Raw genomic sequence first — 24501 nt, 5'->3', positions numbered from 1 at the left:
TACTGGCAAGCAGGTCAGCGCCCGCGCAACCGCCGTACGAGAATGCTCGCGTCTCCGCGGGATTCGAGGTCGGCGAGGACCACGGCGACCGCTTCGCGGACGATACGGCCGCGGTCGACGGCGAGCCCGTGTTCGCCGCGCAGCACCAAGCGCGCGTGTTCGAGGTCCATCAGCTCTTCGGCCGAGACGTAGACGGTGATCTTCTCGTCGTGGCGCTCACGCCCGCTGGGCCTGCGGGCCGCGCGTCCGCGTCGTGGGGCCGCCGAAGACGCCTGGGCCTGGCGGTTCTTGGTGCCGCCGCCCCGCCGTGCGGGACGCTCGCCCTGTGCGGGGGCCGCCTGTTGGGGCGGGGTGGTGGCGCGCTGGGCCTCCGGCTTGCCGGTGCCGCGGCCCTGGCGGCCCGCGTGCTCGGCCGGACCGGGGGCGGTGTGGCTGCCGGACTCGTCGGCCGCGGTGTCCTCGCCGCCGCCGGACTCGGCCGCGGGTTCGGGGGACGGCGCGGGTACCTTCGGCGCGGTGGACGACGAGGCGCCGCCTGTGGCCCCCTGCGGGGGCGGCGCCGTCTCGCCGTTCACCTGGCCGACCTGTGCGGGCGGCCCCTGTTGCGGCGCCGACGACTGGACCGCGGCGCCACCGGTCGTACGGAACAATTCGTCGGCTGCCGGGAGACTCACTCGGCGTGGCACCGGGCGAGCACCTCCCTGGCGAGCTGGCGGTAGGCGGCGGCGCCGACGGAGTTGGAGGCGTACGTCGTGATCGGCTCGCCCGCGACGGTCGTCTCGGGGAACCGGACGGTGCGCCCGATGACCGTGTGGTAGACGTTGTTGTCGAACGCCTCGACGACGCGGGCGAGCACCTCACGGCTGTGCACGGTGCGCGAGTCGTACATCGTCGCCAGGATCCCGTCGAGCTCCAGCTCCGGGTTGAGCCTCTCCTGGACCTTCTCGATCGTCTCGGTCAGCAGCGCGACACCGCGGAGCGCGAAGAACTCGCACTCCAGGGGGACGATCACCTTGTGCGCCGCGGTCAGCGCGTTGACGGTGAGCAGGCCGAGCGAGGGCTGGCAGTCGATGACGATGAAGTCGTAGTCGCTCATCAGCGGGCCGAGGGCGCGCTGGAGGGTGGACTCGCGGGCCACCTCGCTGACGAGCTGGACCTCGGCCGCCGACAGGTCGATGTTGCTGGGCAGCAGGTCCATGCCCGCGACCGCGGTCTTCAGCAGCACCTCGTCGGGGGCCAGGCCGCGTTCCATCAGGAGGTTGTAGACCGTCAGGTCCAGCTCCATCGGGTTGACGCCGAGGCCGACGGAGAGGGCGCCCTGCGGGTCGAAGTCGACCAGCAGCACGCGCCGCCCGTACTCCGCGAGTGCGGCGCCCAGGTTGATGGTGGAGGTCGTCTTGCCGACCCCGCCCTTCTGGTTGCACATCGCGATGATCTTGGCCGGACCGTGCTCGTTGACCGGTCCGGGGATCGGGAAGTACGGCAGCGGGCGCCCGGTCGGGCCGATGCGTTCACGCCGCTGGCGCGCCGCGTCGGGGGCGAGCGTGGCCGCGTACTCCGGATCGGGCTCGTACTCCGCGTCCGGGTCGTAGAAGTGCCCCTCGGGCAGTTCGCCGTAGTTGGGGTCGTAGTGCGGATCGGTGTAGTCGGCGAAACGCCCGGCGGACTGACCGTTCGTAGCGTCGCCGGCCGTGGCGTTCACGTGTTGGCCGTCCGTGCTCTGGTTGGCTGTCATGGTGTGCGTCGGGTTGTGGTGGGCTGCGAAGGTGCGGACAGCGACGGAGCCGACACCCTCGGGCCCTGTGGGGCCCGAGGGCCCCTGGCCGAGTGCAGGCGCTCCTGGTTGACCACCCCCGGGAGAAAATGTCGACTCGTTCACAAGTCGTCTTACCTCCTAAGGTGACCAGGAAATTTCTCGACTAGTCAGCGTGACACCATGCCGACGGTTGGCGACTCTATGGCGTGTCGGCGGTCCGCAGCAACACAATCCGCCGGAGACGGCACGATGTGTCGGTATGCGAGCCCCCTTGTGTCAAGAGGCCCCCGGGTGACACCCGGGCCGATTCACCGGTGGGCAAATCGGTGAGACAGTTACTTTTGCCGCGAATTGGCGTTGCCGTACGGGCTCATGACGACGTCACCGTCCGGACCCTGGCGGCAAGGTGCGGACGGTGACGTGATGTTGCCGACGTTGACTTGAGGGGTTGACCGGGCGGCGTCGCGGCCCGGCATCCCACCCGGGGGCCTCCTCCCCGGGCCCCCTGACCTCGACGGGCGCGCGCCTCAGCCGAGCAGCGAGGCGGTGTCCCGCACCGGCAGGCCGTGCGCCTCGCCGACGGAGCCGTAAGTGACCTCGCCGCCGTGGGTGTTGAGACCCTTGGCGAGCGCCGGGTCGCGGCGCAGCGCCTCGCGCCAGCCGCGGCCCGCGACCTCCACGATGTAGGGCAGCGTCGCGTTGGTCAGCGCGTACGTGGAGGTGTTCGGCACCGCGCCCGGCATGTTGGCGACGCAGTAGAAGACCGAGTCGTGCACCGGGAAGGTCGGCTCGGCGTGCGTGGTCGGCGTCGAGTCCTCGAAGCAGCCGCCCTGGTCGATCGCGATGTCGACAAGAACACTTCCGGGCTTCATCCGGGACACCAGGTCGTTGGTGACCAGCTTCGGGGCCTTGGCCCCCGGAATGAGCACGGCGCCGACGACCAGGTCGGCCTCCAGCACGGCACGCTCCAGCTCGAAGGCGTTGGAGGCGATGGTGCGCACCCGGGTGCCGAAGATCCTGTCCGCCTCGCGGAGCTTGTTGACGTCCTTGTCGAGCAGCGTGACGTGGAAGCCGAGGCCGACGGCGATCTGGGTGGCGTTCCAGCCGGAGACACCGCCGCCGATGACGACCGCACGTCCCGGCTCGACGCCGGGCACCCCGCCGGGCAGCACGCCGCGGCCGCCCGCCGAGGCCATCAGGTGATAGGCGCCGACCTGCGGGGCGATGCGCCCGGCGACCTCGGACATCGGGGCGAGCAGCGGCAGCGTGCGGTTCGGCAGCTCGACCGTCTCGTAGGCGATGGCCGTGGTGCCGGCCTTGAGCAGCGCGTCCGTGCACTGACGGGAGGCGGCCAGGTGCAGGTAGGTGAAGAGCGTCTGGTCCTCGCGGAGCCTGTGGTACTCCTCGGCGACCGGCTCCTTGACCTTGAGCAGCAGGTCCCCGGTGGCCCACACCTCGTCGGCGGTCTCCAGGACGGCGGCGCCTGCCGCGGCGTACTCGCCGTCGGGGATGGAGGAGCCCGCTCCGGCGTTCTTCTCGACGAACACCTGGTGGCCGTTCCGGACCAGTTCCATCACCCCGGCAGGGGTGATGGCGACGCGGAACTCGTTGTTCTTGACCTCGCGGGGGATACCGACCTTCACGTCGATCACGGTCCTTCACTCAAGGGTGCAGAAGGCAGTAGAGACGCCGGGTCGCGCATGCTCGGAGACACCCGGGGGGACCGCGGCTCGACCAGTCTAATTAAGGAGGCTGAGCTGTCTAGCCTTACAAACGGTCGATCTTTTTCGTTATCGCTATACGTTTCGCAGGTTGCGGGGTGTCCGGCCCGAGCCCACGCGCACCCGAAGCGCGCTCAGTGAGCCCCCTCACGGCCCTACGCGCCCCCTGCACCCGGTTCCGCCGGTCCCCGCTCGCCCTCCGCCGCGGCCGTCTGGGCCCCACCACCGTCCCGGCCGGCCCCGCCGGCCGCCGCGCCCTCGGAGCGGGGCGGCGGCAACGTGCTGAGCAGCCGCTCCGCCGCCGCGCGGTGCCGCCGGGCCGCACCCGGGTGGCCGGCCCGCTCACACACTCCGGCCGCGCGCAGCTCAAGCGCCGCCTCGAGCCGCCCGTCGGCCGCGCCGCGCGCCGCCGCCAGCGCCTGGTCGCCCGAGCGCAGCGCCTCGTGCGGGCGCCCCGCGCACTCCTGGACGCGGGCGACCTCCGCCAGCGCACGCGCCTGCGCCGCCGGCTCACGGAGCCTGCGGAACGCCGCGGCCGAGGCGCGCCAGGCACGCAGTGCCTCGTCCCAGCGCTCGGCGTAGGTGTGGACCGCGCCGATCCGGCCGTGGAGCCGTGCCGCGGCCTCACGGTCGGCGCGCTCCCCCCGGGTCAGCCGCAGCGCGAGCGCCCTGCCGTACCAGTCGGCGGCCCGCTCCCAGTCCTCCAGTTCGGCGTAGCAGCCGGCCAGCGACTCCATGGCGCGGCCCGCCGCCCACTCGTCCCCGCACTTACGCGCGGCGTCCAGGGCCGCGCGGTAGCGCACCAGCGCGTCCTCGAAACGGCCCGTGTCCGCGTCGAGATCCCCCAGGTTGAACAGCGCCGCCGCCCGCTCCCGGTGCCTGCGGCCCCGCTCGGCCACCCGGAGCACCAACTCGTGCAGCCGGTAGAGCTCGGGCGCGGCCTCCTCCGGGTCCCGGTGCGCGTCGAAGGCGCGGGCCAGCGCGGAGACCAGCCGCCGGGCCAGCGTGTCCAGCTCGCCACCGCCCTCCGCGACGGCCATCCGCGCCGCCGCGAGCAGCGCGGGACGCCGCGCCTGGAGCCAGGAGCGGGCCTCGGCACGGTGGGCGAAGCGCAGCCCGCGCTCCATCCCGGCCATCCGTTCACGCCCCGGCGAACCGGCGGGCTCGCACACCGCGCGGCAGGCCTGGAGCTGACGTACCAGCCGCTCCAGCATCCGGGCCCGCGCCAGCATCGTCTCGGCGGGGCGCTCGTGCGCCGCGAGCTCGGCGCGCAGCAGCGGATCCAGACAGCCCGGCACCTGGTAGCGGTCCCCGCCCAGCGCGCGCAGCAGTCCGAGCCGTACGAACTCATCCAGTGCCAGGCACGCCCAGCTCACCGAGCAGCCGCCGAGCGACGACGCCGTCTGCGGGTCCAGGCATCCGGCCGGCGCGAGCGCCAGCAGCCGCAACAGCCGCGCGGAGGAGCGTGGCAGTGAGCCGTGCACCAGTTGGAAAGCCCGCACGAGCGGCTCGGGGGTTCCCTGCGCCGTCGTCCGTTCGGCGCCGGCCGTCTCCCCGGCCGCGGACGGGCCGCGGGGCTCGGCGTCCTCCTCCGGCTCCGCGCCGGGGCCGGCCCGGGGCCCGGCGGCGGCACCCGCCCCGTCCGCCTCCTGGCCTTCACAGCCGCCGCCGTCCTCCGGCTCGGCTTCCCCGGGCCCGGCGGCCGCCTCGGAGAGGGCCCGGGCGCCTTGCAGGACGGAGAGCATGGGGCGGGAGGCCAGCCAGCCCCCCATCAGCGTCAGCGCCGCGGGCAGGTCGCCGCACCGCTCGGCGAGCGTCTCCGCGCTGCGCGGGTCCACCGTGAAGCGGGGTGAGGAGCCCGCGTGCCGGGCCAGCAGCGCCACGGAAGCGGCTCGCTCCAGGCCCCCCAGGGTGCAGGGCCGTACGTCGGGTACGTCGGTCAGCGGGCCGGTGGCGACGGCGACGACGAGACAGTCGCGGCTTGCCGGGACCAGGTCGAGAAGTTGCTCGGAGTCCGCCACGTCGTCCAGCAGCAGCACGGTGCGGCCCCGGCGGGTGAGGGCGGAGCGGAAGGCCTCGGCGACGGTCGCCTCGTCGGCACCGGGAGCGGGAGCGGGCGCCGCGTCCTGGCGCGGCCGGGAAGCGGCCTGCCCGGACGTGCCGGTCCCGGCCAGCGCGGCCAGCAGGTCGCGCGCGGTGCGTTCGGTCGGCACGGGGACGCCGCCCGGATCGGTGAGGCGGGCCCGCAGCACTCCGCCCGGGTAGCGGTCGGCGACCCGCCGCACGAACTCCTCCGCCAGGGCGGTACGGCCGGATCCCGGCGCACCGGCGATCAGCAGGATGCGGCAGTGCGGCGGGGGCCGCCCGGACAGTGTGTGCAGCCCGACGCGCTCGATGTCCTGGCGCAGTGCGCTCAGTTCGCGGCCGCGGCCCGTGAACGGGTGGGGGCTCGGCCCCTTCGCTGCGGGCTCCACCGCCTGGTCTGTCACGGGCTACGCTCCCGTTCGCTGTTCACCTGGTGTGCGCGAGACGCATCACTGGCGAGCGTAGTTCACCGCGTACCGCGGGCAGGGGCCGACAACCGCCCCCACCGCCTCGAAAATCACCACACCGGCTCACGGCCGCCCGCCTCCGGGCGGGAGAGCACGCGGTGCCCCTGCGCCCGCCGACGCGCGAGGGGGCGGGCACGCGGCCCCCGAGGGGGCCACCGCCGGGGCGGAGCCCCCGCGTGGGGGACGACGCGTGGGGTTACCGCGCCTCGAACGGCCGGGCCGGCCACGGCGCCTGCGCCGCTCGCAGCGCTCCGGGACCGCCCCCGCTCGCCAGCGCGGCGCTCAACGCGAGGCACCCCACCACGAGACAGTTGTTGTGCAGCTCACCGGCGAGAGCGCCGCGCACCAGCTCTTCCAGCGGAACGCGCGCGACCTCCATGTCGGCCTCCTCCTCGGAGACCTCGAAGCGCTCGCCCTCGACCTCGGACAGCTGCCGGGCGAGGAAGATCCGCACGGCCTCGTCGCTGCCGCCGGGGGTGGTGTAGACGTCCACGAGGACCCGCCAGTCCTCGGCCTTCGTGTGCGCCTCCTCGTACAGCTCGCGCTCCGCCGCGGCGAGCGGGTTCTCGCCGGGTACGTCGAGGAGCCCGGCGGGGATCTCCCACAGCTTCTCGCGCACGGGGTGCCGGTACTGGTTGACGACCAGGACGCGGTCCTGCTCGTCGAGGGCGAGGATGGCCACGGACCCGGGGTGGGTCTGGTAGTCGCGGCCGACGACGGAGCCGTCGGGCATGACGACCTGATCGGTGCGCACGCCGGTCTTGTGGCCCTGGAACGGGGTGGAGGTCGCGGTGACCTCCCACTCCTCGGGCGTGTCGGAGATGCGGTTGGCCATGGTGCTCACTCTCCCTGCTGACGCGCGACGGCGGCCTTGACCAGCCCGGCGAACAGCGGGTGCGGGCGGGTGGGGCGGGAGCGCAGCTCCGGGTGGGCCTGGGTGGCCACCAGGTAGGGGTGGACCTCGCGCGGGTACTCGACGTACTCGACCAGCTTGTTGTCGGGCGAGGTGCCGGAGAAGACGAGCCCCGCCGTCTTCTCCAGCTCGGTGCGGTAGTGGTTGTTGACCTCGTACCTGTGGCGGTGGCGCTCCTCGACGTAGGGCTCGCCGTCGTAGGCCTCGCGGACGAGGGAGCCCTCGGCGAGCTTGGCCGGGTACATGCCCAGCCGCATGGTGCCGCCCATGTCGCCCTCGCCGGCGACGATGTCGAGCTGCTCCTCCATGGTGGAGATGACCGGGTGCGCGGTGGACCGGTCGAACTCGGTGGAGTTGGCGTCGGCGATACCGGCCAGGTTGCGGGCGCCCTCGATGACGATGCACTGGAGGCCCAGGCACAGGCCGAGGAGGGGGACACGGTTCTCGCGGGCGTAGGTGATGGCGCCGACCTTGCCGTCCACACCGCGCTCGCCGAAGCCGCCGGGGATGCAGACCGCGTCGCAGTCGCCGAGCTGGCGCCTGGCGCCCTCGGGGGTGCGGCAGTCGTCGGAGGTGACCCATTTGATCTTGACGCGGGCCCGGTTGGCGAAGCCGCCGGCGCGCAGCGCCTCGGTGACCGAGAGGTAGGCGTCGGGCAGGTCGATGTACTTGCCGACCAGCGCCACGGTGACCTCGTGGTCCGGCTCGTGGACGCGGCGCAGCAGGTCCTCCCACTGGGTCCAGTCCACGTCGCGGAAGGGCAGGTCGAGCTTGCGCACGACGTAGGCGTCCAGGCCCTCGGAGTGGATGACCTTGGGAATGTCGTAGATGGAGCGGGCGTCCTTGCAGGCGACGACGGCCGCGTCGTCCACGTCGCACATCAGCCCGATCTTCCGCTTGATGGAGACGGGCACGTCCCGGTCGGCCCGCAGCACGATCGCATCGGGCTGGATGCCGATGTTGCGCAGCGCTGCGACGGAGTGCTGGGTGGGCTTGGTCTTCAGCTCGCCGGAGGGGCCGATGTAGGGCAGCAGCGAGATGTGGACGACGAAGACGTTGTCGCGGCCTACCTCGTGGCGGACCTGGCGGACGGCCTCCAGGAACGGCAGCGACTCGATGTCGCCGACGGTGCCGCCGACCTCGGTGATGACGACGTCCACGTCGTCGGTGGCCATGCGGCGGATGCGGCTCTTGATCTCGTTGGTGATGTGCGGGATGACCTGCACGGTGTCGCCCAGGTACTCGCCGCGCCGCTCCTTGGCGATGACGGTGGAGTAGACCTGGCCCGTGGTGACGTTGGCGGTGCCGTCGAGGTCGACGTCGAGGAACCGCTCGTAGTGGCCGATGTCCAGGTCGGTCTCGGCGCCGTCGTTGGTGACGAACACCTCTCCGTGCTGGAAGGGGTTCATCGTGCCCGGGTCGACGTTCAGGTAGGGGTCGAGCTTTTGCATGGTGACCCGCAGGCCCCGGGCCTTGAGCAGGGCGCCCAGGCTGGAGGCGGTGAGCCCCTTGCCGAGCGAGGAGGCGACCCCCCCGGTGACGAAGAGGTGCTTGGTCGTCATGGACGTAGGCGGCATGGCCAAGAGGGGGCTCCCGTGGTCGCTTGGTGGGGTGCGGAGGCTGCATCCTGGAGGGGTGTCCGGGTGGGGCCTCGCTGCGGTTCGGGGGGCTGCCGTCTCGAACAGATCGCGTTCGCGGCCCACCGCTCCACGGGCTACCAGCGTAACAGTGCCGCGGGGCCGGTGCCGCTGCCGAGGTCGGCGGGGCCGCCGGGGAAGCCGTCACACGCCCCCCAGGGTGACGGTGGAGTCGCAGCAGGTGAACGCGGTAGCGAAGGTCACCCCATCGGCGCAGCCGGACTCAGCCGACCGTCGGGCGGAAGGGATCCCAGCGTCGTATCCTGCACGGACACTTGCCAAGGACAGGCAGAAACACACAGGTCAACCAGCACGTCCCACGGGGGCGTCGCCGTTCGTTTTCGTTCGACTGGAGATGCACGTGGCTGGGCGCATCGAGGATTACGCACTCATCGGGGATATGCAGACGGCTGCCCTTGTGGGCAGAGACGGAGCGGTGGACTGGCTCTGCCTGCCCCGCTTCGACTCCCATGCCGTCTTCGCGGGCCTCCTCGGCACCGAGGAGCACGGCTTCTGGCGAGTGGGCCCGGCCCACCCCGCGGGCGGCGACCCGCCACGGGCCGACCGCCGCCGCTACCGGGGGGACTCCCTCGTACTGGAGTCGGAATGGGACACCCCCAGGGGGACCGTCCGCATCATCGATTTCATGCCTCCGCGCGAGAACCACCCGCCCAAGCTGGTGCGGATCGTGGAGGGGGTCAGCGGGCGGGTGCGGATGCACTCGGCGCTGCGGATGCGGTTCTCCTACGGCTGGGTCGTGCCGTGGGTGCACAAGCTCGACGATCGCACCGCCGCCGTCGCCGGACCCGACTCCGTGTGGCTGGACACCGAGGTCGACAGCTACGGCGAGGACCTGACGACCTACTCCGACTTCACCGTCGGCCCCGGCGACCGGGTGGCGCTGACGATCAGCTGGGAGGCGTCGCACCGCGAGCCGCCGCCGCTCCCCGAGCCGGAGGAGGCGCTGCACGTCGCCGAGGAGTTCTGGCGCGACTGGGTCGAGACGTGCACCTACCACGGGCCCTACCGGGAGGCCGTGGTCCGTTCGCTGATCACCTTGAAGGCGCTCACCTACGCGCCGACCGGCGGGATCGTCGCCGCACCGACCACCTCGCTGCCCGAGGCGATCGGCGGGGAGCGGAACTGGGACTACCGCTTCACCTGGCTGCGCGACGCGGCCATCACCCTCTCCTCCCTGCTGCGGACCGGATACCGCGAGGAGGCGCGGGCCTGGCGCGAGTGGCTGCTGCGCGCGGTGGCGGGCGACCCGGAGAACCTCCAGATCATGTACGGCATCGCGGGCGAACGCGAGCTGTCCGAGGCCGAGCTGACGTGGCTTCCCGGCTACGAGGACTCCAAGCCGGTACGCGTCGGCAACGGCGCGGCGGGCCAGCTCCAGCTCGATGTGTACGGCGAGGTCGTCGAGGCCCTGCACCTGGGCCACATGACGGGTCTGGCCCGCAACGACTACGCGCAGCTCCTCCAGCTGAAGCTCATCGGCTATCTGGAGGACCACTGGGACGAGCCCGACGAGGGCATCTGGGAGGTGCGCGGGCCCCGCCGGCACTTCGTCCACTCGAAGGTGATGGCCTGGGTGGCCGTCGACCGTACGGTCAAGATGATCGAGGCGGGCGACGTGGACGGCCCGGTCGAGCGCTGGCGCACCCTGCGCGACGAGATCCACCGCGAGGTGTGCGAGAAGGGCTACGACAAGGAACGCAACACGTTCACGCAGTCCTACGGCTCCCGGGAGCTGGACGCCTCGCTGCTGCTGATCCCGCAGATGGGCTTCCTGCCGCCGGACGACAAGCGGGTCATCGGCACCATCGAGGCCATCCAGCGCGAGCTGTCGACCGAGGACGGTTTCGTGCTGCGCTACCCGACCAGCGCGGAGGCAGGACCCGACGGCGAGCCGTGCGAGAACGTGGACGGCCTCGCGGGCGAGGAGGGAGCCTTCCTGGCCTGCTCGTTCTGGCTCGCCGACGACCTGGCCATGATCGGCCGGGTCGACGAGGCGCGGAAGCTGTTCGAGAAGCTGCTGGCCCTGCGCAACGACGTGGGCCTGCTGGCCGAGGAGTGGGACTCCGCGAACCAACGGCAGGTGGGCAACTTCCCGCAGGCCTTCAGCCACGTCCCGCTGATCGACACGGCCCTGCGGCTGACCGCCTCGGGGGCCTACGGGGTCTGAGACGCCGGGGCCTTGGATCCACAGGTCCGGGGCCCGGCGGAGATCCGGAGTGAGAGCGCCCGGGCGCGCACAGGCGGACCGGGCGCACTGCTGTGTCCGCGGGGGCCACGGCCCCCGCGGACGGGCGAGCCGGTAGGCGCCGGCGTTCGGGGTCAGCGTCCGGCGGCGGCCTGGGTGAGCTCGTCGTAGAGGCTGAGGACCTGGGCCGCGGCGTCGTCCTCGTCCGGCCACGTACGGGCGCGGGCGCGGCCCGCCCTGGACAGCTCCGCACGGCGGTCGTGATCGGTCAGCAGGGTCAGGACCGCGGCCGCCAGCGAGTCGGCGTCACCCCAGGGCACCAGCACGGCGGCGTCCGAGACGAGTTCGGGGACGCCGCCGCCGTCGGCCGCCACCAGCGGCACGCCGGAGCGCAGGGCCTCCTGGGCGACCAGCGAGCGGCCCTGGCAGCGGCCCGGCACCAGCGCCACGTCGGCGCCCGCCAGCAGCCGCAGCGCGTCGTCGCGCCGGCCCAGCAGCCGGACGGGCAGCGCCTCGCGGTCGATACGGCCCTGCAACGCGGCCCGCTGCGGCCCCTCCCCCGCCAGGGCGAGCAGCGGCGGCGGGTCGAGCCCGCGCCAGGCGCGGGAGGCGGTCAGCGCCGTGTCGTGCCCGCGCCGGCCGTCCAGGCGCCCGACGGCCATGACCAGCGGCCGGTCGAGCGCGCCGATGCCCGCGCGCACCTTGTGGAGCAGCGCCTCCGCGCCGTCCGCCGCCTCGTCCGCCGAGCCGTCGGGCGGACCCGCGTGCGGTCCGTCGAAGGGGATGGGCGCGGGGGCCAGCCGCGCGTCGCGGGCGCCGCTGCGGCGCGCCGCGTCGACCAGCGCCGTGGTGGCGCCGAGCACGACGGTCGCCGTGCGGGCGACGCGCCGGGCCAGCAGCCTGACCACCAGCTCGCGGGCCGCGTCGGCGCGGGTGGCACGGGCTGGTCCTGGGCCGGGGCCCGGCGGGGCGTGCCAGGTGACGACGAGGGGGGTGCACCGGCGACCGGGGGCGAGCGCGAGAGCGGCCAGGAGCCCGGCGTGCGGCCCGTGTGCGTGCACGAGGTCGGCGTCCTGGCACACGGCGCGCAGCGAGACGGCCGTCTCCGCCTCCGTGCGGCCCCGCAGCACCCGCACGTCCGCTCCGGTTCCGGTGAAGGCGTGCCGCAGCGTGGGGTCGTGCCGGGAGCAGACCGTGATCCGTGCGCCGCGGGCGGTCAGCCCCTGGGCGAGGGAGCGCGCGTAGGCCGTCGTGTCCGCCGAGGGGCCCTCCTCGCCGCCGGGGCCCTCGGTGCCGCCCAGCACGTGCACGGCGTGCGTCGACCGTGCGCCGACCGGTGACCGGCGCGGGGCGGGGGTGCGGCTCGGGCTCACGGCATGCGGGCTTTCTCCGGTGGCGGGTGGGGAGGTCTGCCCAGGATGCCAGGTGACGCCGGCGGGGCACGCCGCGGTGCGGGCCCGGTCGGCGCCACAGCACGGCGGCGCTCACCCACTCTCACTCACACGGGGGACGGCGCGCACGCCGTGCCGCGCGCCGGTGCCGGCTTCGAGGCGCCGCCCGCCCGCGCCGCCGCACGCCCTCCCGTGGGCCCCCGGCTCGGGCCCAGCCCGGCCGGCCCGGCCCGGTGTGCGCCACCCGCGTGTTCCCTCGCGGGCGGCGCGGCCCAGCGCCCGGCTCAGCCTCCCGCGCGGGCCGCCTCCAGCAGCTCCTCGGCGTGCGCGCGGGCGAGTTCGGAGTCCTCCTGGCCCGCGAGCATCCGGGAGAGCTCACGGACCCTGTCCTCGCCCTCCATCGCCCGCACGCCGCTGCGGGTCACAGAACCGTCGTCGGTCTTGTGCACCACCAGGTGCCGGTCGGCGAACGCGGCGACCTGGGGCAGGTGCGTGACGACCACCACCTGCGCCGACCTGGCCAGCCGCGCGAGTCTGCGGCCCACCTCGACGGCCGCCTTGCCGCCGACGCCCGCGTCCACCTCGTCGAACAGGTAGGTCGGTACGGGATCGGAGTCGGCGAAGACCACCTCGACCGCGAGCATCACGCGGGAGAGCTCACCCCCGGACGCGCCCTTGGCCACGGGCCGGGGCGGAGCGCCCGGGTGCGGCGCGAGCAGCAGTTCGACCTCGTCGGTGCCGTGCGGGCCGAACGCGAGAGTGCGTCCCTCCACCTCGAGCCCGTCGGGGTCCTCGGTGTGCTTGAGGTCGAAGGAGACCCGCGCGTGCGGCATCGCCAGCTCGGCCAGCTCCTCCGTGACGGCGTCGGCGAACCGCTTGGCGGCGTCCGTGCGGGCCTCGGTGAGCGTACGGGCGAGCTCGGCCAGTTCGGTGCGCAGCGCGTCGCGCTCCGCGCCCAGCTCGCCGATCCGGTCGTCGTCCCCCTCCAGTTCGGCCAGCCGCTCGGCGCTCTGCCCGGCCCACGCGAGCACGGCGGTGAGGTCCTCGCCGTACTTGCGGGTGAGCTGCGCCAGGGCCGCGCGGCGCTCCTCGACGGCGGCCAGCCGCAGCGGGTCGGCGTCCAGGTCGTCGGCGTAGCCGGCCAGTTCGCCGGCGATGTCGGAGATGAGGATGTGCACCTCGCCCAGCCGGTCGGCGAGCGTGGCGAGCGCGGGGTCGTGGGCCCTTACGGCCTCCAGCGCGCGGTGGGCCCCCGCCACGAGGGTGGCGGCCTCCACGCCCTCCGGGTCGGCGGGGTCGCCCGCCAGGGCGCCGTGCGCGGTGGTGGCGGCGGAGGCCAGGGCCTCGGCGTGCCCGAGGCGTTCCGCCTCGGCCGCCAGGTCGGTGTCCTCACCCGGCTGCGGCTCGGCGGCCTCGATCTCCTGGATGCCGAAGCGCAGCAGGTCGGCCTCCTGAGCGCGCTCGCGGGCGAGGGTGGTCAGCTCGGTCAGCTCGGCGGCGACGGTGCGCAGCCTGCGGTAGGCGTCGCGGTAGGCGGTCAGCGGCCCGGCCACGGCCGCCCCCGCGTAGCGGTCGAGCGCCTCGCGCTGCCGGGCGGCGCGCAGCAGGCCCTGCTGGTCGGTCTGGCCGTGCACGGCCACCAGGTCGTCGCTCAGCTCCGCCAGCAGCCCGACCGGCACCGAGCGCCCGCCCACGTGCGCGCGTGAGCGGCCCTCGGCCGAGACGGTGCGGCTGAGCAGCAGGGCGCCCTCGTCCAGCTCGGCGCCCGCCTCCTCGGCGCGGCGGGCGGCCGGCGCCTCCGGCTCCACAGCGATCCGCCCCTCGACGACGGCCGCCTTGGCACCGACCCGCACCAAAGCGGCGTCGGCGCGTCCGCCCAGCAGCAGTCCCAGGCTGGTGACGACCATGGTTTTGCCCGCGCCGGTCTCACCTGTCACCGCGGTGAAGCCGGGCGACAGCTCGACAACGGCGTCGTCGATCACGCCCAGGGCTTTGATCCGCATCTCCTCCAACACGGATACGACCATACGAGGTTCCCTCGTGGTGGCCACACCTGTGGTCGGGGTGGTAGCCGGATCGTGGGAGGGCACCGGCTCCGGCAGGCTGCCGGACAGCACCTCCGCGGGGGTTCGCACAGCCCGCGGCGTCCCAGTTTCCGCACGTATGCACGGGGTCCTTCATGAGGTTTCAGGACGTTTCACAAGGTTCACGCCGCTTCCCAGGGCATCGCCGTATCAGGCCGTACTTGCGCCGATTGATCACGGTTGGACCGCACTTGTCCGGGACGCGCCGGGTAGCCGCCCGGGTCGGTGTGCCGGCGGTCGTCGGCGTGCTGGTCGTCGCCGGCTGCGGGCCGTCGCGGCCCGCCACGTCGTCCGCTCCGGCGCATGCGGCCTCACACACGGCGGGCCGAGTGGCGGGGCTGTGGCGGATGGACGGCTACGGGCTCCTCGTCACGGTCGGCAAGGGCAAGCTGCGCACGTACGAGACGACGCGGACGAGCTGCCTGCCGGGCACCCTGCGGGGCACCGAGCGGACGCCGGGCCGCCGAGCGGGTGCGGCCGCGGTGAGCGGCACAAGGACGTACGACGTCGCGGACGCAGCACCCGTCACCCTCGAACCCCGAGGGGCCGGAGAGGCCCGGCTCCGGTTCGCCGACGGTGTGGGGTGGCGGACCCTGCACCGGATCACGGAGCTGCCGCGGCGGTGCGCACAAAAGCCCGAGGACGACCCGCGGGCCGTCTTCGACGTCTTCTGGCGCACTTACGCGGAGAACTACCCGTTCTTCGCACGGCGGGGCGTCGACTGGCAGGCCGCACGCGCGCGCTGGCGGCCGAAGGTCACCCGGGACACCTCCGACGCCCGGCTCTTCGCGATTCTGCGGGCGATGATCGCGCCGCTGCACGACGCGCACACGGCGCTGATCGCGGGCGAGCGCCGCTACGCGGGCAGGCGGCAGGGCACCCCCGCCCCGACGCCGCAGTCGATCGCCCGCATCGACAAAGCGACCTCCCGGGCGGTGGGGGTTCCCCTGCACACCTGGGGCCAGGGGGCGGTCTCCTTCGCGGACCTTCCCGACGGCACCGGCTACCTGCGGCTCACCCGCTTGCAGGACCTCACCGACAAGGGCGACTTCGCCGGGGACACGCGGACGATGGACAAGGCGCTCGACAAGGTGTTCACCGCACACCGGGTACGGCGCATGAAGGGGCTGATCGTCGACGTCCGCTTCCACGCCGGGGGCTCGGACCGGCTCGGACTGCGCGTCGCCGCCCGGCTGACCGACCGGGCCTACCGTGCCTACGCGAAGCGCGCCCGCAACGATCCGGCGGACCCCCGCGGCTTCACCGCGGAGCAGCCGGTGACCGTGCGCCCGCACCACGGCCCCGTCTTCACCGGTCCGGTGGCGGTGCTGACCGGCCGGCTGACCGTCAGCGCGGGTGAGACCTTCACCCAGGCGCTGCTCGACCGCCGCTCCGCGCCCGTGCTGATCGGTGAGAACACCCAGGGGGTGTTCTCCGACACGATGGAACGCTCGCTGCCGGGCGGTTGGAGCTTCGTACTGCCGAACGAGGAGTTCCGTACCCGCGGTGGCCGCACGTTCGACGTCACGGGCATCCCGCCCCGTCACCGCACCCCGGTCTTCACCGAGGAGGAGTTCGCCCACCACCGGGACTCCGCCCTCGGCCTGGCCCGCCACCTGCTGGGCGGGCGTCGGCCCGAAGGATGACAGGAGGCCGGCGGAAGCCACGGCGCGCTTGGCCGCTGTCGGCGAAGGTGGCCCCGCCGGTCAGCGCGGGGCGCCTCGCCAGCCGGTGACGGGCAGGGCGAACTTGGCGACGAGGCGGTCGGTGAACGAGGCGTGGTGCAGCCGCGCGAGCCGCACCGGGACGGCACCGCGCCGCACCTCCACCCGCGCCCCGGGCGGCAGTTCGACGCTGCGGCGCCCATCGGCCCACAGCACTCCGTGCGGCGTCTGCGGCTGCACCTCGACGGCCAGCACCGAATCCGGCGCGGTCACCAGCGGCTTGGCGAACAGGGCGTGGGCGCTGATGGGCACCATCAGCAGCGCCTCCACCTCGGGCCACACCACGGGCCCACCCGCGGAGAAGGCGTAGGCGGTGGAGCCGGTGGGGCTGGCGCACACCACGCCGTCCCCGCCGAAGCTGGAGACGGGGCGGCCGTCGACCTCGATGACGACCTCCAGCATCCGCTCCCGTGCGGCCTTTTCGACGGAGACCTCGTTGAGCGCCCAGTCGGCGTGCACGACGTGCCCGCCGCTGCGGCCCTGCGCGGTGACGCCCCCGTTGCGTACCAGGACGTCGAGGGTCATCCGCTCCTCCACCTCGTAGGCGCGGGAGACGACGCGGTCGACGACCTTGTCGAGGTCGTCCCGTTCGGCCTCGGCGAGGAAGCCGACGCGGCCGAGGTTGACGCCGAGCATGGGCACGCCGGAGGCGCGGGCGAACTCGGCGCCGCGCAGCAGCGTCCCGTCGCCCCCGAGCACCACCAGCAGCTCGCAGCCCTCGGCGGCGCCGGGCTTGGCGGCGACTGCCTCGACCGAGTCGGGCAGCGGCAGGTCGGCGGCCTCGTCGTCCAGCACCCGCACGCCGATGCCGCAGCGCAACAGCCCCTGGACGACCAGCTCGGCGCTGCGGACGGCAGCCGGTCTGCCGGTGTGGGCGAGAAGGAAGACCGTACGGTCGTCGGCCGCCGCGGCGGGGGGCACCGGTCCCGCGCCGGTGCTGCCGGAGGGCGTCGTCGTTCGGCTGTCCTCGGTCACTTGGGCCCCTCCGCCACCGCTCGCTCGACTTCGGCCGGGTCGAGGTCGTCGGCCCCGGCGCGCAGCCACAGAAAGTATTCGACGTTTCCCGAGGGCCCCGGCAGCGGGCTCCAGGTGACACCCAGCGCGCCCAGACCCAGGGCGGCCGCGTGCCCGGCGACCGTTCGGACCGCCTCGGCACGCAGCGACGGGCTGCGGACGACACCGCCGCTGCCCAGCCTTTCCCTGCCCACTTCGAACTGCGGTTTCACCATGAGCACGAGATCGGCTTCCGGCACGGCGCAGCGGACGAGCGCGGGCAGCACCAGCCCCAGGGGGATGAACGACAGATCCCCCACCACGAGTTCCGCGGGCTTCTCGTCGAGGTCCCGGAGCGTCAGCTCCCGGACATTGGTGCGGTCCTTGACGGTGACCCGCGGGTCGCTGCGCAAGGACCAGGCCAACTGCCCGTAGCCGACGTCCACGGCGACCACGTGGCCGGCGCCGGCGCGCAGCAGCACGTCGGTGAAACCGCCGGTGGAGGCGCCCGCGTCCAGCGCCCTGCGGCCCTCCACCCGCAGCCCGCGGGGGACGAACGCCTCCAGGGCGCCTGCGAGCTTGTGGCCGCCCCGGGAGACGTAGTCCGGGTCGCTCGCGTCCTCCCGCACGACCAGGGCGGCGCTGGTCTCGACCTGGGTGGCCGGTTTGGCCGCGACGTTGCCGCCGACCGTGACACGGCCGGCGGCGATCAACTGGCCGGCGTGCTCCCGCGAACGAGCGAGGTTTCGGCGCACCAGCTCCGCGTCGAGTCGGCGTCGTGCCACGGGTCAGCTCCGGGGGGTGTGGGGGCGGTCCAGCGCGGCCAGCGTCTCCCGCAGGCCACGGTGGACATCTTCGTACACCCCCTGGTGGCCGGAGACGGCGAGGTGGTCGGCGTCCTCCAGCCGCTTCATCCGCCCGTCGACGGGGCCGTACCCGGTGGGGCGCCGGGGAACGCCCAGCGGCCGAGGACCGTCGTCCTCCGCCGCGCCGGGGTCGGCCTCCGGGTCGCCGGAGCCGGTCTCCGGCCCTTCGGAAGGGTACTCGGAGGCGGCCGCACCCGCACCGGCCGTCGGCTCGTCGGACGTTCCCGCACCGGCCTCCGGGGTTCCCGTTTGCGCCGCACCGGCCGCGGCGGCGGTTTCCGGGTCCGCGGGGTCCTCTCCAGCGTCGGGCCCGGCGCCGGCAGCGGCGGCGGAGGGGGCAGCGGGCCCGGCCGCGGGAGCGGCCTCCCGCGGCTCGGACGCTTCGTACGCTCCGCGGCGCTCCGGCGGGCGGTGCCGCTCGCTGCCGTCCTCGAACCGGTGCTGGTCGGGGGCGTGCCGGGGCCCGGCCTCCTGCGCGAACTCGCTCATGCCCCGACGCTACCTCCCGGGTCCGACATCGGGGGCGACCGCGATCCGCGGCACCCGGAATCCCTCGTACCGGACTCCGGGCGGCGGTCTCAGCGCCGCGCGGCGGGCACCACCAGCGGGGTGCCGGTCTCCGGGTCGTCGATGACCCGGCACGGCATGCCGAAGACCTCCTCGACCAGCTCCGCGGTGACGACCTCGCGCGGCTCGCCCCGGGCGACGATCCGGCCGTCGCGCATCGCGATCAGGTGGGTGGCGTAGCGGGCCGCGTGGTTGAGGTCGTGCAGCACGGCGACCAGCGTGCGCCCCTCCTCCTCGTGCAGCCGGGCGCACAGGTCGAGAATCTCGATCTGGTGGGCGATGTCCAGGTAGGTGGTGGGCTCGTCCAGCAGGAGCAGGGGCGTCTGCTGAGCGAGGGCCATGGCGATCCACACGCGCTGCCGCTGGCCGCCGGACAGCTCGTCCACGAAGCGGTCGCCGAGGTCGTCGACGCCGGTGGCCGCCATCGACTCGGCGACCACGCTCTCGTCGTCCCGCGACCACTGGCGCAGCAGTCCCTGGTGCGGGTAGCGGCCGCGGGCGACCAGGTCGCTGACGGTGATGCCGTCGGGCGCGATGGAGGACTGGGGCAGCAGGCCGAGGGTGCGGGCGAGCGCCTTGGCCTGCATGCCGGCGATGTCCTCGCCGTCCAGCAGCACCTGTCCCCTGGTGGGCTTGAGCATCCGGGAGAGGGCCCGCAGCAGCGTGGACTTGCCGCAGGCGTTGGGGCCGACGACCACCGTGAAGGACTGGTGGGGCACCGCCACGTCCAGTTCGCTGGCTATGGTGCGCTGGTCGTAGGCGAGGGTGAGGTTCCGGCCCGTGAGCCGGGCAGCCGTGGTGTCCTGCTGCGCGGCGCCGTCGCCTGCGACCCGGTCCTTCGCGTCTGTCGCGGTCGTCATTACCGTGCCCGCCTCCGTCGTGTCCGTTCGTGCGTCGGTGTCCGTACGGCCGCGCGCGCCCGGGAGACCGTTCGCGCCGGTGCGGCCGCTCATATCCGTCCCGCCTTGCGTTCGGTGGCCAGCAGCCACACCAGGTAGCCGCCTCCCACCACGCCGGTGACCACGCCGACCGGCAGCTGATGGCCGCCGAAGGCGCGCTGCGCGACCAGGTCGGCGCAGATCAGCAAAGCCGCGCCCATGCACAGCGAGGGCAGCAGGTTGGGTCCTGGCGACTTGGTGAGCCGCCGGACGACCTGCGGGGCCACCAGGGCGACGAAGGCGACGGGGCCTGCCGCCGCGGCCGAGAGCGCCACCAGCAGGACCGCGGCGCCCAGCAGCGCGAGCCGGGTGCGCTCGACGCGGACACCGAGCGCGGCGGCGGCGTCGTCGCCCATCTCCATCATCCGCAGCGCTCGCGCGCAGCCGAGCAGTACCACCGGGACGAGGACCGCCATGCCGATGGCGAGCGGCAGTACGTCGTCCCAGCCGCGCCCGTCCAGGGTGCCGGTCATCCACAGCACCGCGCGCGAGGCGTCGGTGATGTCGGCGCGGGTGATCAGGTAGCTGTTGACGCCGGTCAGGATGGCGGTCATGCCGACGCCGACGAGGACCAGCCGGAAGCCGTGCAGCCCGCCCTTCCAGGCGAGGGCGTAGATCAGTACGCCGGTGACCAGCGCACCGACGACGGCGCCGCCCGCGAGGAACGCGCTGCCGCCACCCGCCAGCACGATGACCACCAGCGCCCCGGCGGACGCCCCGGTGGTGAAGCCGAGGATGTCGGGGCTGCCGAGCGGGTTGCGCACGACGGCCTGGAAGACGGCTCCGCACAGGCCGAGACCCGCGCCGACGAGCAGCGCGGTGACGGTACGCGGCAGCCGCAGCTCGTTGACGATGAAGGCGTCCGCCGGGTCGCCCTGGCCGATCAGGGTGCGGACCACCTCGTCCGGCGCCATCGGGTACTCGCCGCTGCCGATCGCCAGGACGGCGGCGACCACCGCGAGCACCACGCAGCCCGCGCCGACGAGCAGCGCGCGCGGCCGGTAGCTGACGGACAGGCCGCCGGGGGTGCGTATGACGCTCATGCCTGTGCCACCCTCCGCCTGCGCACGAAGTAGAGGAAGAAGGGGCCGCCCAGCACGACGGTCACGATGCCGACCTGGAGTTCGCTGGGCCGTCCCAGCACGCGCCCGAGGATGTCGGCGGCCAGCAGCAGCACAGGGGACAGTACGGCGCAGTACGGCAGCATCCAGCGCTGGTCGGGTCCGGTCAGCGCGCGCACCATGTGCGGCACCATCAGCCCCACGAACACGATGGGCCCGCACGCGGCGGTGGCCGCTCCGCACAGCAGGGTGATGGCCACGATGGCGGCGACACGGGTGCGGTTGGGCCGGGAGCCGAGGGCGCGGGCCGCGTCGTCGCCGAGGGCGAGCGCGTTGAGCGGCCGGGCCAGCGCCAGGGCGACGACGGCGCCGACGGCGATGAAGGGCAGCGCCGAGGTGACCGTCGCGTCCTGGGCGCGGGCCAGCGAGCCGACCTGCCAGAACCGCATCCGGTCCAGCGAGGCGGTGTCCATGAGCTGGACGGCGCTCACGTAGGAGACCAGCGCGGCGTTGAGCGCCGTACCCGCGAGCGCGAGCCGGGCCGGGGTGGCGCCCCGGCCGCCGCCGACGGCGTAGACGAGCACGGAGACGGCGGCCGCCCCCAGGAAGGCGAACCCGATGTAGCCGGTGTAGCCGGCGACCCCGAAGAAGGAGATCGCGGTGACGACGGCCGCGGCGGCGCCCGCGTTGATGCCCAGCAGCCCGGGGTCGGCCAGGGGGTTGCGGGTGAGCGCCTGCATCACGCCGCCCGCCAGGCCGAGCGCGATACCGGCCAGCAGGCCGAGGAGGGTGCGGGGCAGCCGCATCTCGTGGACGACGGTCCAGCTCGCCGAGCCGCTGTCGACCAGCCCCGACCAGGCCTCGCCCAGGGAGAGCGGGCGGGCGCCGAAGGCGAGGCTGAGCAGCAGGACGGCCAGCAGGAGAAGCAGCGAAGCCAGCAGTCCGGCGGCGCGCGCGAGGGGCGCCCGTGCGCGCTCGGGCCGATCCGGTTCGGCGTCCGGCGGCTGACCGGCCGCCGAACCCCCGCGAACCTTCGGGGACTTGGTGAGAGTCACGTACGCGCTCCGGTCGGGGCCAGGAGAGGGGACCGCCCGGCCACTGGACAACAACGACTTTGGTTAGGTTAGCCTAACTGCGAACGCGGTCCCATGGCCGCCCCGCAGTCACGCACCGCGGCATGCCCGCGGTGTGTCCTCAGCAACGTGGAAGAAGGCCCGTGACGATGCCCAGCTCCTCCTCCCTCCCCCACCTTTCGCGCCGCGGCCTGCTGGCCGCGGGTGGCGTCACCGGTCTCGGGGCACTGCTGGCCGCCTGCGGCGGCGAGGGGTCGGGCTCGGGTTCGGGTTCGGGCGGCGGCTCGAAGGGCGACGGCTGGACCTTCACCGACGGCCGGGGCAAGAAGGTCAGCCTCGACGCGGTTCCCGAGCGCATCGTGGCCTACGTCGGCACGGCGGCCGCGCTGTGGGACTTCGGCGTCCGGGACAAGGTCGTCGGCGTCTTCGGGCCGACCAAACAGAAGAACGGCGAGCCCGACGTCCTCGCGGGCGACATGGACATCTCCAAACTGTCGATCATCGGCAACGCCTTCGGCGAGTTCGACCTGGAGAAGTACGCCAAGACCCGCCCCGAGCTGCTGATCAGCAACATGTACGTCAAGGGCGAGTTCTTCTACGTCCCCGCCGAGAGCAAGGACAAGATCTTCAAGCTGGCGCCGCAGGTGGCCATGAACGCGGCGCACGTGTCGATGGTCGAGGTCATCCGGCAGTTCGGCAAGCTCGCCGAGTCGCTCGGCGCGGATTTGAAGTCGAAGTCCAACGCGGAGGCCAAGACCCGCTTCGAGAAGGCCGCCGAGCGGCTGCGCAAGGCCGCCAAGAGCGGCATCCGCGTGATGGCGGCCGCCGGCGCCGCCGACCTGTTCTACGTCTCGCACCCGGCCGCCAACTCCGACCTGACGTACTTCAAGGAGCTCGGCGTCGACCTCGTCACCCCCAAGAAGCTCAACAAGCAGGGCTTCTTCGAGGAGCTGAGCTGGGAGAACGCCGACAAGTACGACGCCGACCTGATCATCCTGGACAACCGCACCCAGTCCCTCCAGCCCAAGGCGCTCACGTCGAAGCCGTCCTGGAACGACCTTCCCGCCGTCAAGGCCGGACAGGTCGCACAGTGGGCGGCCGAGCCCCGCTTCTCCTACGCGGGTGCCGCGCCGCTGCTGGAGGACCTCGCAGAGGCGATCGAGAAGGCCAAGAAGCTCCGCTGACCGGCCGCCGGAGGCCCCGCGACGGAACGGGGCCGCCGCCACACCGCTGAACGGCGGCGGGCAGGCCGCCCGCACGCCCTTCGGCCCGCACACCCTCACGGGAGGAGCAGAGACGATGAGCCAGGTCTCCCAGGCGCGGCCCGCGCCCGCCGCCGCACCGTTCCAGTTCTTCGACCTGCACGTCGTACGGACCCGAGCGCTGGGCCCGACCATGCTGCGGGTCACCTTCGGCGGCGAGGGTCTTGACTGCTTCGCCTCCGGCGGGCGTGACCAGCGCTTCAAACTGTTCCTGCCCCAGCCGGGCCAGACCGCGCCGGTGGTGCCCACCGAGGCGGGAGAGTCCTGGTTCCCGGCCTGGCGCGCGATGGACGAGAACATCCGCGGCATCATGCGCAGCTACACGGTGCGGGCCCTGCGGCGAGGCAGCGAGTACGGTGCCGCCGACGAGCTCGACGTCGACTTCGCGCTGCACGGCGAGAGCGGCCCCGCCTCCCGCTGGGCGCTGCGCGCCGCCCCCGGTGACCGGGTCACGCTGCTCGGCCCCGTCGTCGAGGACAACGGCGGCGTCGACTTCCGCCCGCCCGCCGGCACCGACTGGGTGCTGCTGAGCGGCGACGAGACGGCGCTGCCCGCCCTCGGCGCCATCCTGGAGTGGCTGCCGGCCGGCATGCCCGTGCGGGTGTTCGCCGAGGTGCCGCACCTCCATGACGTCCAGGACCTGCCGACCGTCTCCGACGCGCGGATCACCTGGCTGGTGCGCGACGAGGCGCCCGGCGCGCCGCGGACGGAGCGCATGGTGGAGTCGGTCCGCTCCGCGCGGCTGCCCGGCGGGACGCCGTACGCCTGGCTCGCGGGCGAGTCAGGCACCGTCAAGACGCTGCGGCGCCACCTGGTGCGCGAGCGCGGATTCGACCGCAGGGCCGTCAAGTTCACCGGCTACTGGCGGCTCGGTGCGACGGAGGAGCAGCTGGTGGCCGAGGCGCTGGCGACCACCGCCGCCTGATCCTCCCCCACGGGGGCCGCGGCCCTTCGCGGCCCCTCCCGCCCCGTGCGGCTCACAGCCCCAGCCGGGCCAGGGGCTCCTCCGCGTCGAGCCGGCACGGCGCCTCGCCCGCCGCCGACCAGGCGGCCGCGCACAGGGCCCGCAGCCCGTCCGCCGGACCGCCCTCGCCCTCCAGCCGCAACCGGCTCGCCTCCGCGCGCGCCGTCCAGCCGCCGCAGGTGAAGCCCGCGCCGGCGGCACCGCTCACCGCAGGATGCGGCTCCAGCAGGCCGCGCAGATCGCGGGCCACGTAGGTGGGGCGGTGCACGGGCCCCGCGGCCAGCAGCGCTCCCGCGTCGGTGACGCCGGTGAGGACGAGCAGCGAGTCCACGCGCCCCGCGTGTGCCCCCTCGATGTCGGTGTCGAGCCGGTCGCCGACGACCAGGGGCCGCTTCGCCCCGGTACGGATGATGGACTCCCGGTGCATCGGGGGCAGCGGCTTGCCCGCGACCTGCGGCTCGGGCGGGCGCCGCATCCAGCGGGTGGCGAGCCGTACGACCTCCACGGCCGAGCCGTTGCCCGGGGCGATGCCGCGCCCGCTGGGAATGGTCAGATCGGTGTTGGAGGCGAACCACGGCACGCCGCGCTGCACCGCCAGCGCGGCCTCCACCAGCCGCCCCCACTCCATGCCGGGCCCGCCGTAGCCCTGCGCCACGGCGGCGGGCTCGTCGTCGGCCGACTCGACGACGGTCAGGCCGCGCTCTCGAAGGGCGACCCGCAGCCCCTCGGCGCCGACGGCGAGCACGCGCGCGCCCTCGGGCAGCTGTTCGGCGACGAGCGCGACCGCCTGGGC

The 24501-nt window shown here is 73.9% G+C and carries 19 protein-coding genes; 4 read left to right on the top strand and 15 right to left on the bottom strand.

The window, feature by feature from the left end:
* Positions 1-14: 14 nt before the first annotated feature.
* The 6 genes from DQ392_RS00920 to DQ392_RS00895 all read right to left on the bottom strand — a co-directional run bounded on the left by DQ392_RS00920 (position 15) and on the right by DQ392_RS00895 (position 8519).
* Positions 15-674, bottom strand: a complete 660-nt coding sequence (locus tag DQ392_RS00920; RefSeq protein ID WP_114013506.1) for a hypothetical protein — start codon at positions 672-674, stop codon at positions 15-17.
* Positions 671-1735: a ParA family protein gene (locus DQ392_RS00915; protein WP_425470451.1), complete on the bottom strand. Its 1065-nt coding sequence runs from the start codon at positions 1733-1735 to the stop codon at positions 671-673. Before DQ392_RS00915 ends, DQ392_RS00920 begins: the two co-directional genes overlap by 4 nt.
* 548 nt (positions 1736-2283) lie before the next feature.
* Entirely contained in the window at positions 2284-3408 is a 1125-nt protein-coding gene (gene ald / locus DQ392_RS00910) for an alanine dehydrogenase (RefSeq protein ID WP_181856219.1), read from the bottom strand.
* Positions 3409-3632: 224 nt separating this feature from the next.
* Positions 3633-5966: a tetratricopeptide repeat protein gene (locus DQ392_RS00905; RefSeq protein WP_114013504.1), complete on the bottom strand. Its 2334-nt coding sequence runs from the start codon at positions 5964-5966 to the stop codon at positions 3633-3635.
* 259 nt (positions 5967-6225) lie between these two features.
* Positions 6226-6864, bottom strand: a complete 639-nt coding sequence (locus tag DQ392_RS00900; RefSeq protein ID WP_114013681.1) for an NUDIX domain-containing protein — start codon at positions 6862-6864, stop codon at positions 6226-6228.
* 5 nt (positions 6865-6869) lie between these two features.
* Positions 6870-8519: a CTP synthase gene (locus tag DQ392_RS00895; RefSeq protein ID WP_114013503.1), complete on the bottom strand. Its 1650-nt coding sequence runs from the start codon at positions 8517-8519 to the stop codon at positions 6870-6872.
* Positions 8520-8934: 415 nt separating this feature from the next.
* On the opposite strand from DQ392_RS00895, the gene DQ392_RS00890 reads away from it, so the two are divergent.
* On the top strand, positions 8935-10767 hold the full coding sequence (locus tag DQ392_RS00890) for a glycoside hydrolase family 15 protein (RefSeq protein ID WP_114013502.1): 1833 nt from the start codon (positions 8935-8937) through the stop codon (positions 10765-10767).
* A gap of 152 nt (positions 10768-10919) precedes the next feature.
* On the opposite strand, the gene DQ392_RS00885 is transcribed toward DQ392_RS00890, so the two are convergent.
* Positions 10920-12158, bottom strand: a complete 1239-nt coding sequence (locus tag DQ392_RS00885) for a glycosyltransferase family 4 protein (protein ID WP_114013501.1) — start codon at positions 12156-12158, stop codon at positions 10920-10922.
* 302 nt (positions 12159-12460) lie between these two features.
* Positions 12461-14203, bottom strand: coding sequence for a DNA repair protein RecN (recN, locus tag DQ392_RS00880; RefSeq protein WP_114013500.1), 1743 nt, complete (start codon positions 14201-14203; stop codon positions 12461-12463).
* 248 nt (positions 14204-14451) lie between these two features.
* On the opposite strand from recN, the gene DQ392_RS00875 reads away from it, so the two are divergent.
* A complete protein-coding gene (locus DQ392_RS00875; RefSeq protein WP_245981017.1) occupies positions 14452-15906 on the top strand; it encodes a S41 family peptidase in 1455 nt (484 codons plus the stop codon).
* 60 nt (positions 15907-15966) lie between these two features.
* Here the strand turns inward: DQ392_RS00875 and DQ392_RS00870 are convergent, their stop codons facing one another.
* From DQ392_RS00870 to DQ392_RS00845, 6 genes are all read right to left on the bottom strand, one after another.
* Positions 15967-16905 carry an NAD kinase gene (locus DQ392_RS00870; RefSeq protein WP_114013680.1) on the bottom strand — a complete coding sequence of 313 codons (939 nt, stop codon included), beginning with the start codon at positions 16903-16905 and terminating at the stop codon, positions 15967-15969.
* A 50-nt stretch (positions 16906-16955) separates the two neighbouring features.
* Positions 16956-17762, bottom strand: coding sequence for a TlyA family RNA methyltransferase (locus tag DQ392_RS00865; protein WP_114013498.1), 807 nt, complete (start codon positions 17760-17762; stop codon positions 16956-16958).
* A gap of 3 nt (positions 17763-17765) precedes the next feature.
* Positions 17766-18332 carry a hypothetical protein gene (locus tag DQ392_RS36105; RefSeq protein ID WP_425470450.1) on the bottom strand — a complete coding sequence of 189 codons (567 nt, stop codon included), beginning with the start codon at positions 18330-18332 and terminating at the stop codon, positions 17766-17768.
* 89 nt (positions 18333-18421) lie between these two features.
* The gene (locus DQ392_RS00855; protein WP_245981015.1) at positions 18422-19270 is read right to left on the bottom strand and encodes an ABC transporter ATP-binding protein; all 849 of its coding nucleotides are present in this window, start codon (positions 19268-19270) and stop codon (positions 18422-18424) included.
* Positions 19271-19359: 89 nt separating this feature from the next.
* On the bottom strand, positions 19360-20391 hold the full coding sequence (locus DQ392_RS00850) for a FecCD family ABC transporter permease (RefSeq protein ID WP_114013497.1): 1032 nt from the start codon (positions 20389-20391) through the stop codon (positions 19360-19362).
* Positions 20388-21464 carry a FecCD family ABC transporter permease gene (locus DQ392_RS00845; RefSeq protein ID WP_114013496.1) on the bottom strand — a complete coding sequence of 359 codons (1077 nt, stop codon included), beginning with the start codon at positions 21462-21464 and terminating at the stop codon, positions 20388-20390. Before DQ392_RS00845 ends, DQ392_RS00850 begins: the two co-directional genes overlap by 4 nt.
* Positions 21465-21631: 167 nt before the next feature.
* Between DQ392_RS00845 and DQ392_RS00840 the strand changes: the two genes are divergently transcribed.
* A complete protein-coding gene (locus tag DQ392_RS00840) occupies positions 21632-22666 on the top strand; it encodes an ABC transporter substrate-binding protein (RefSeq protein ID WP_114013678.1) in 1035 nt (344 codons plus the stop codon).
* A 115-nt stretch (positions 22667-22781) separates the two neighbouring features.
* Positions 22782-23669, top strand: a complete 888-nt coding sequence (locus DQ392_RS00835; RefSeq protein ID WP_114013495.1) for a siderophore-interacting protein — start codon at positions 22782-22784, stop codon at positions 23667-23669.
* Positions 23670-23721: 52 nt separating this feature from the next.
* Here the strand turns inward: DQ392_RS00835 and DQ392_RS00830 are convergent.
* Positions 23722-24501: HAD hydrolase-like protein (locus DQ392_RS00830; RefSeq protein ID WP_114013494.1), on the bottom strand; the 780-nt coding region annotated here is incomplete at its 5' end.

It is taken from the genome of Streptomyces reniochalinae (genome assembly GCF_003323735.1).
In the GTDB taxonomy this organism is placed as follows: domain Bacteria; phylum Actinomycetota; class Actinomycetes; order Streptomycetales; family Streptomycetaceae; genus Streptomyces; species Streptomyces reniochalinae.
This window is presented reverse-complemented; position numbering and strand designations above follow the sequence as displayed.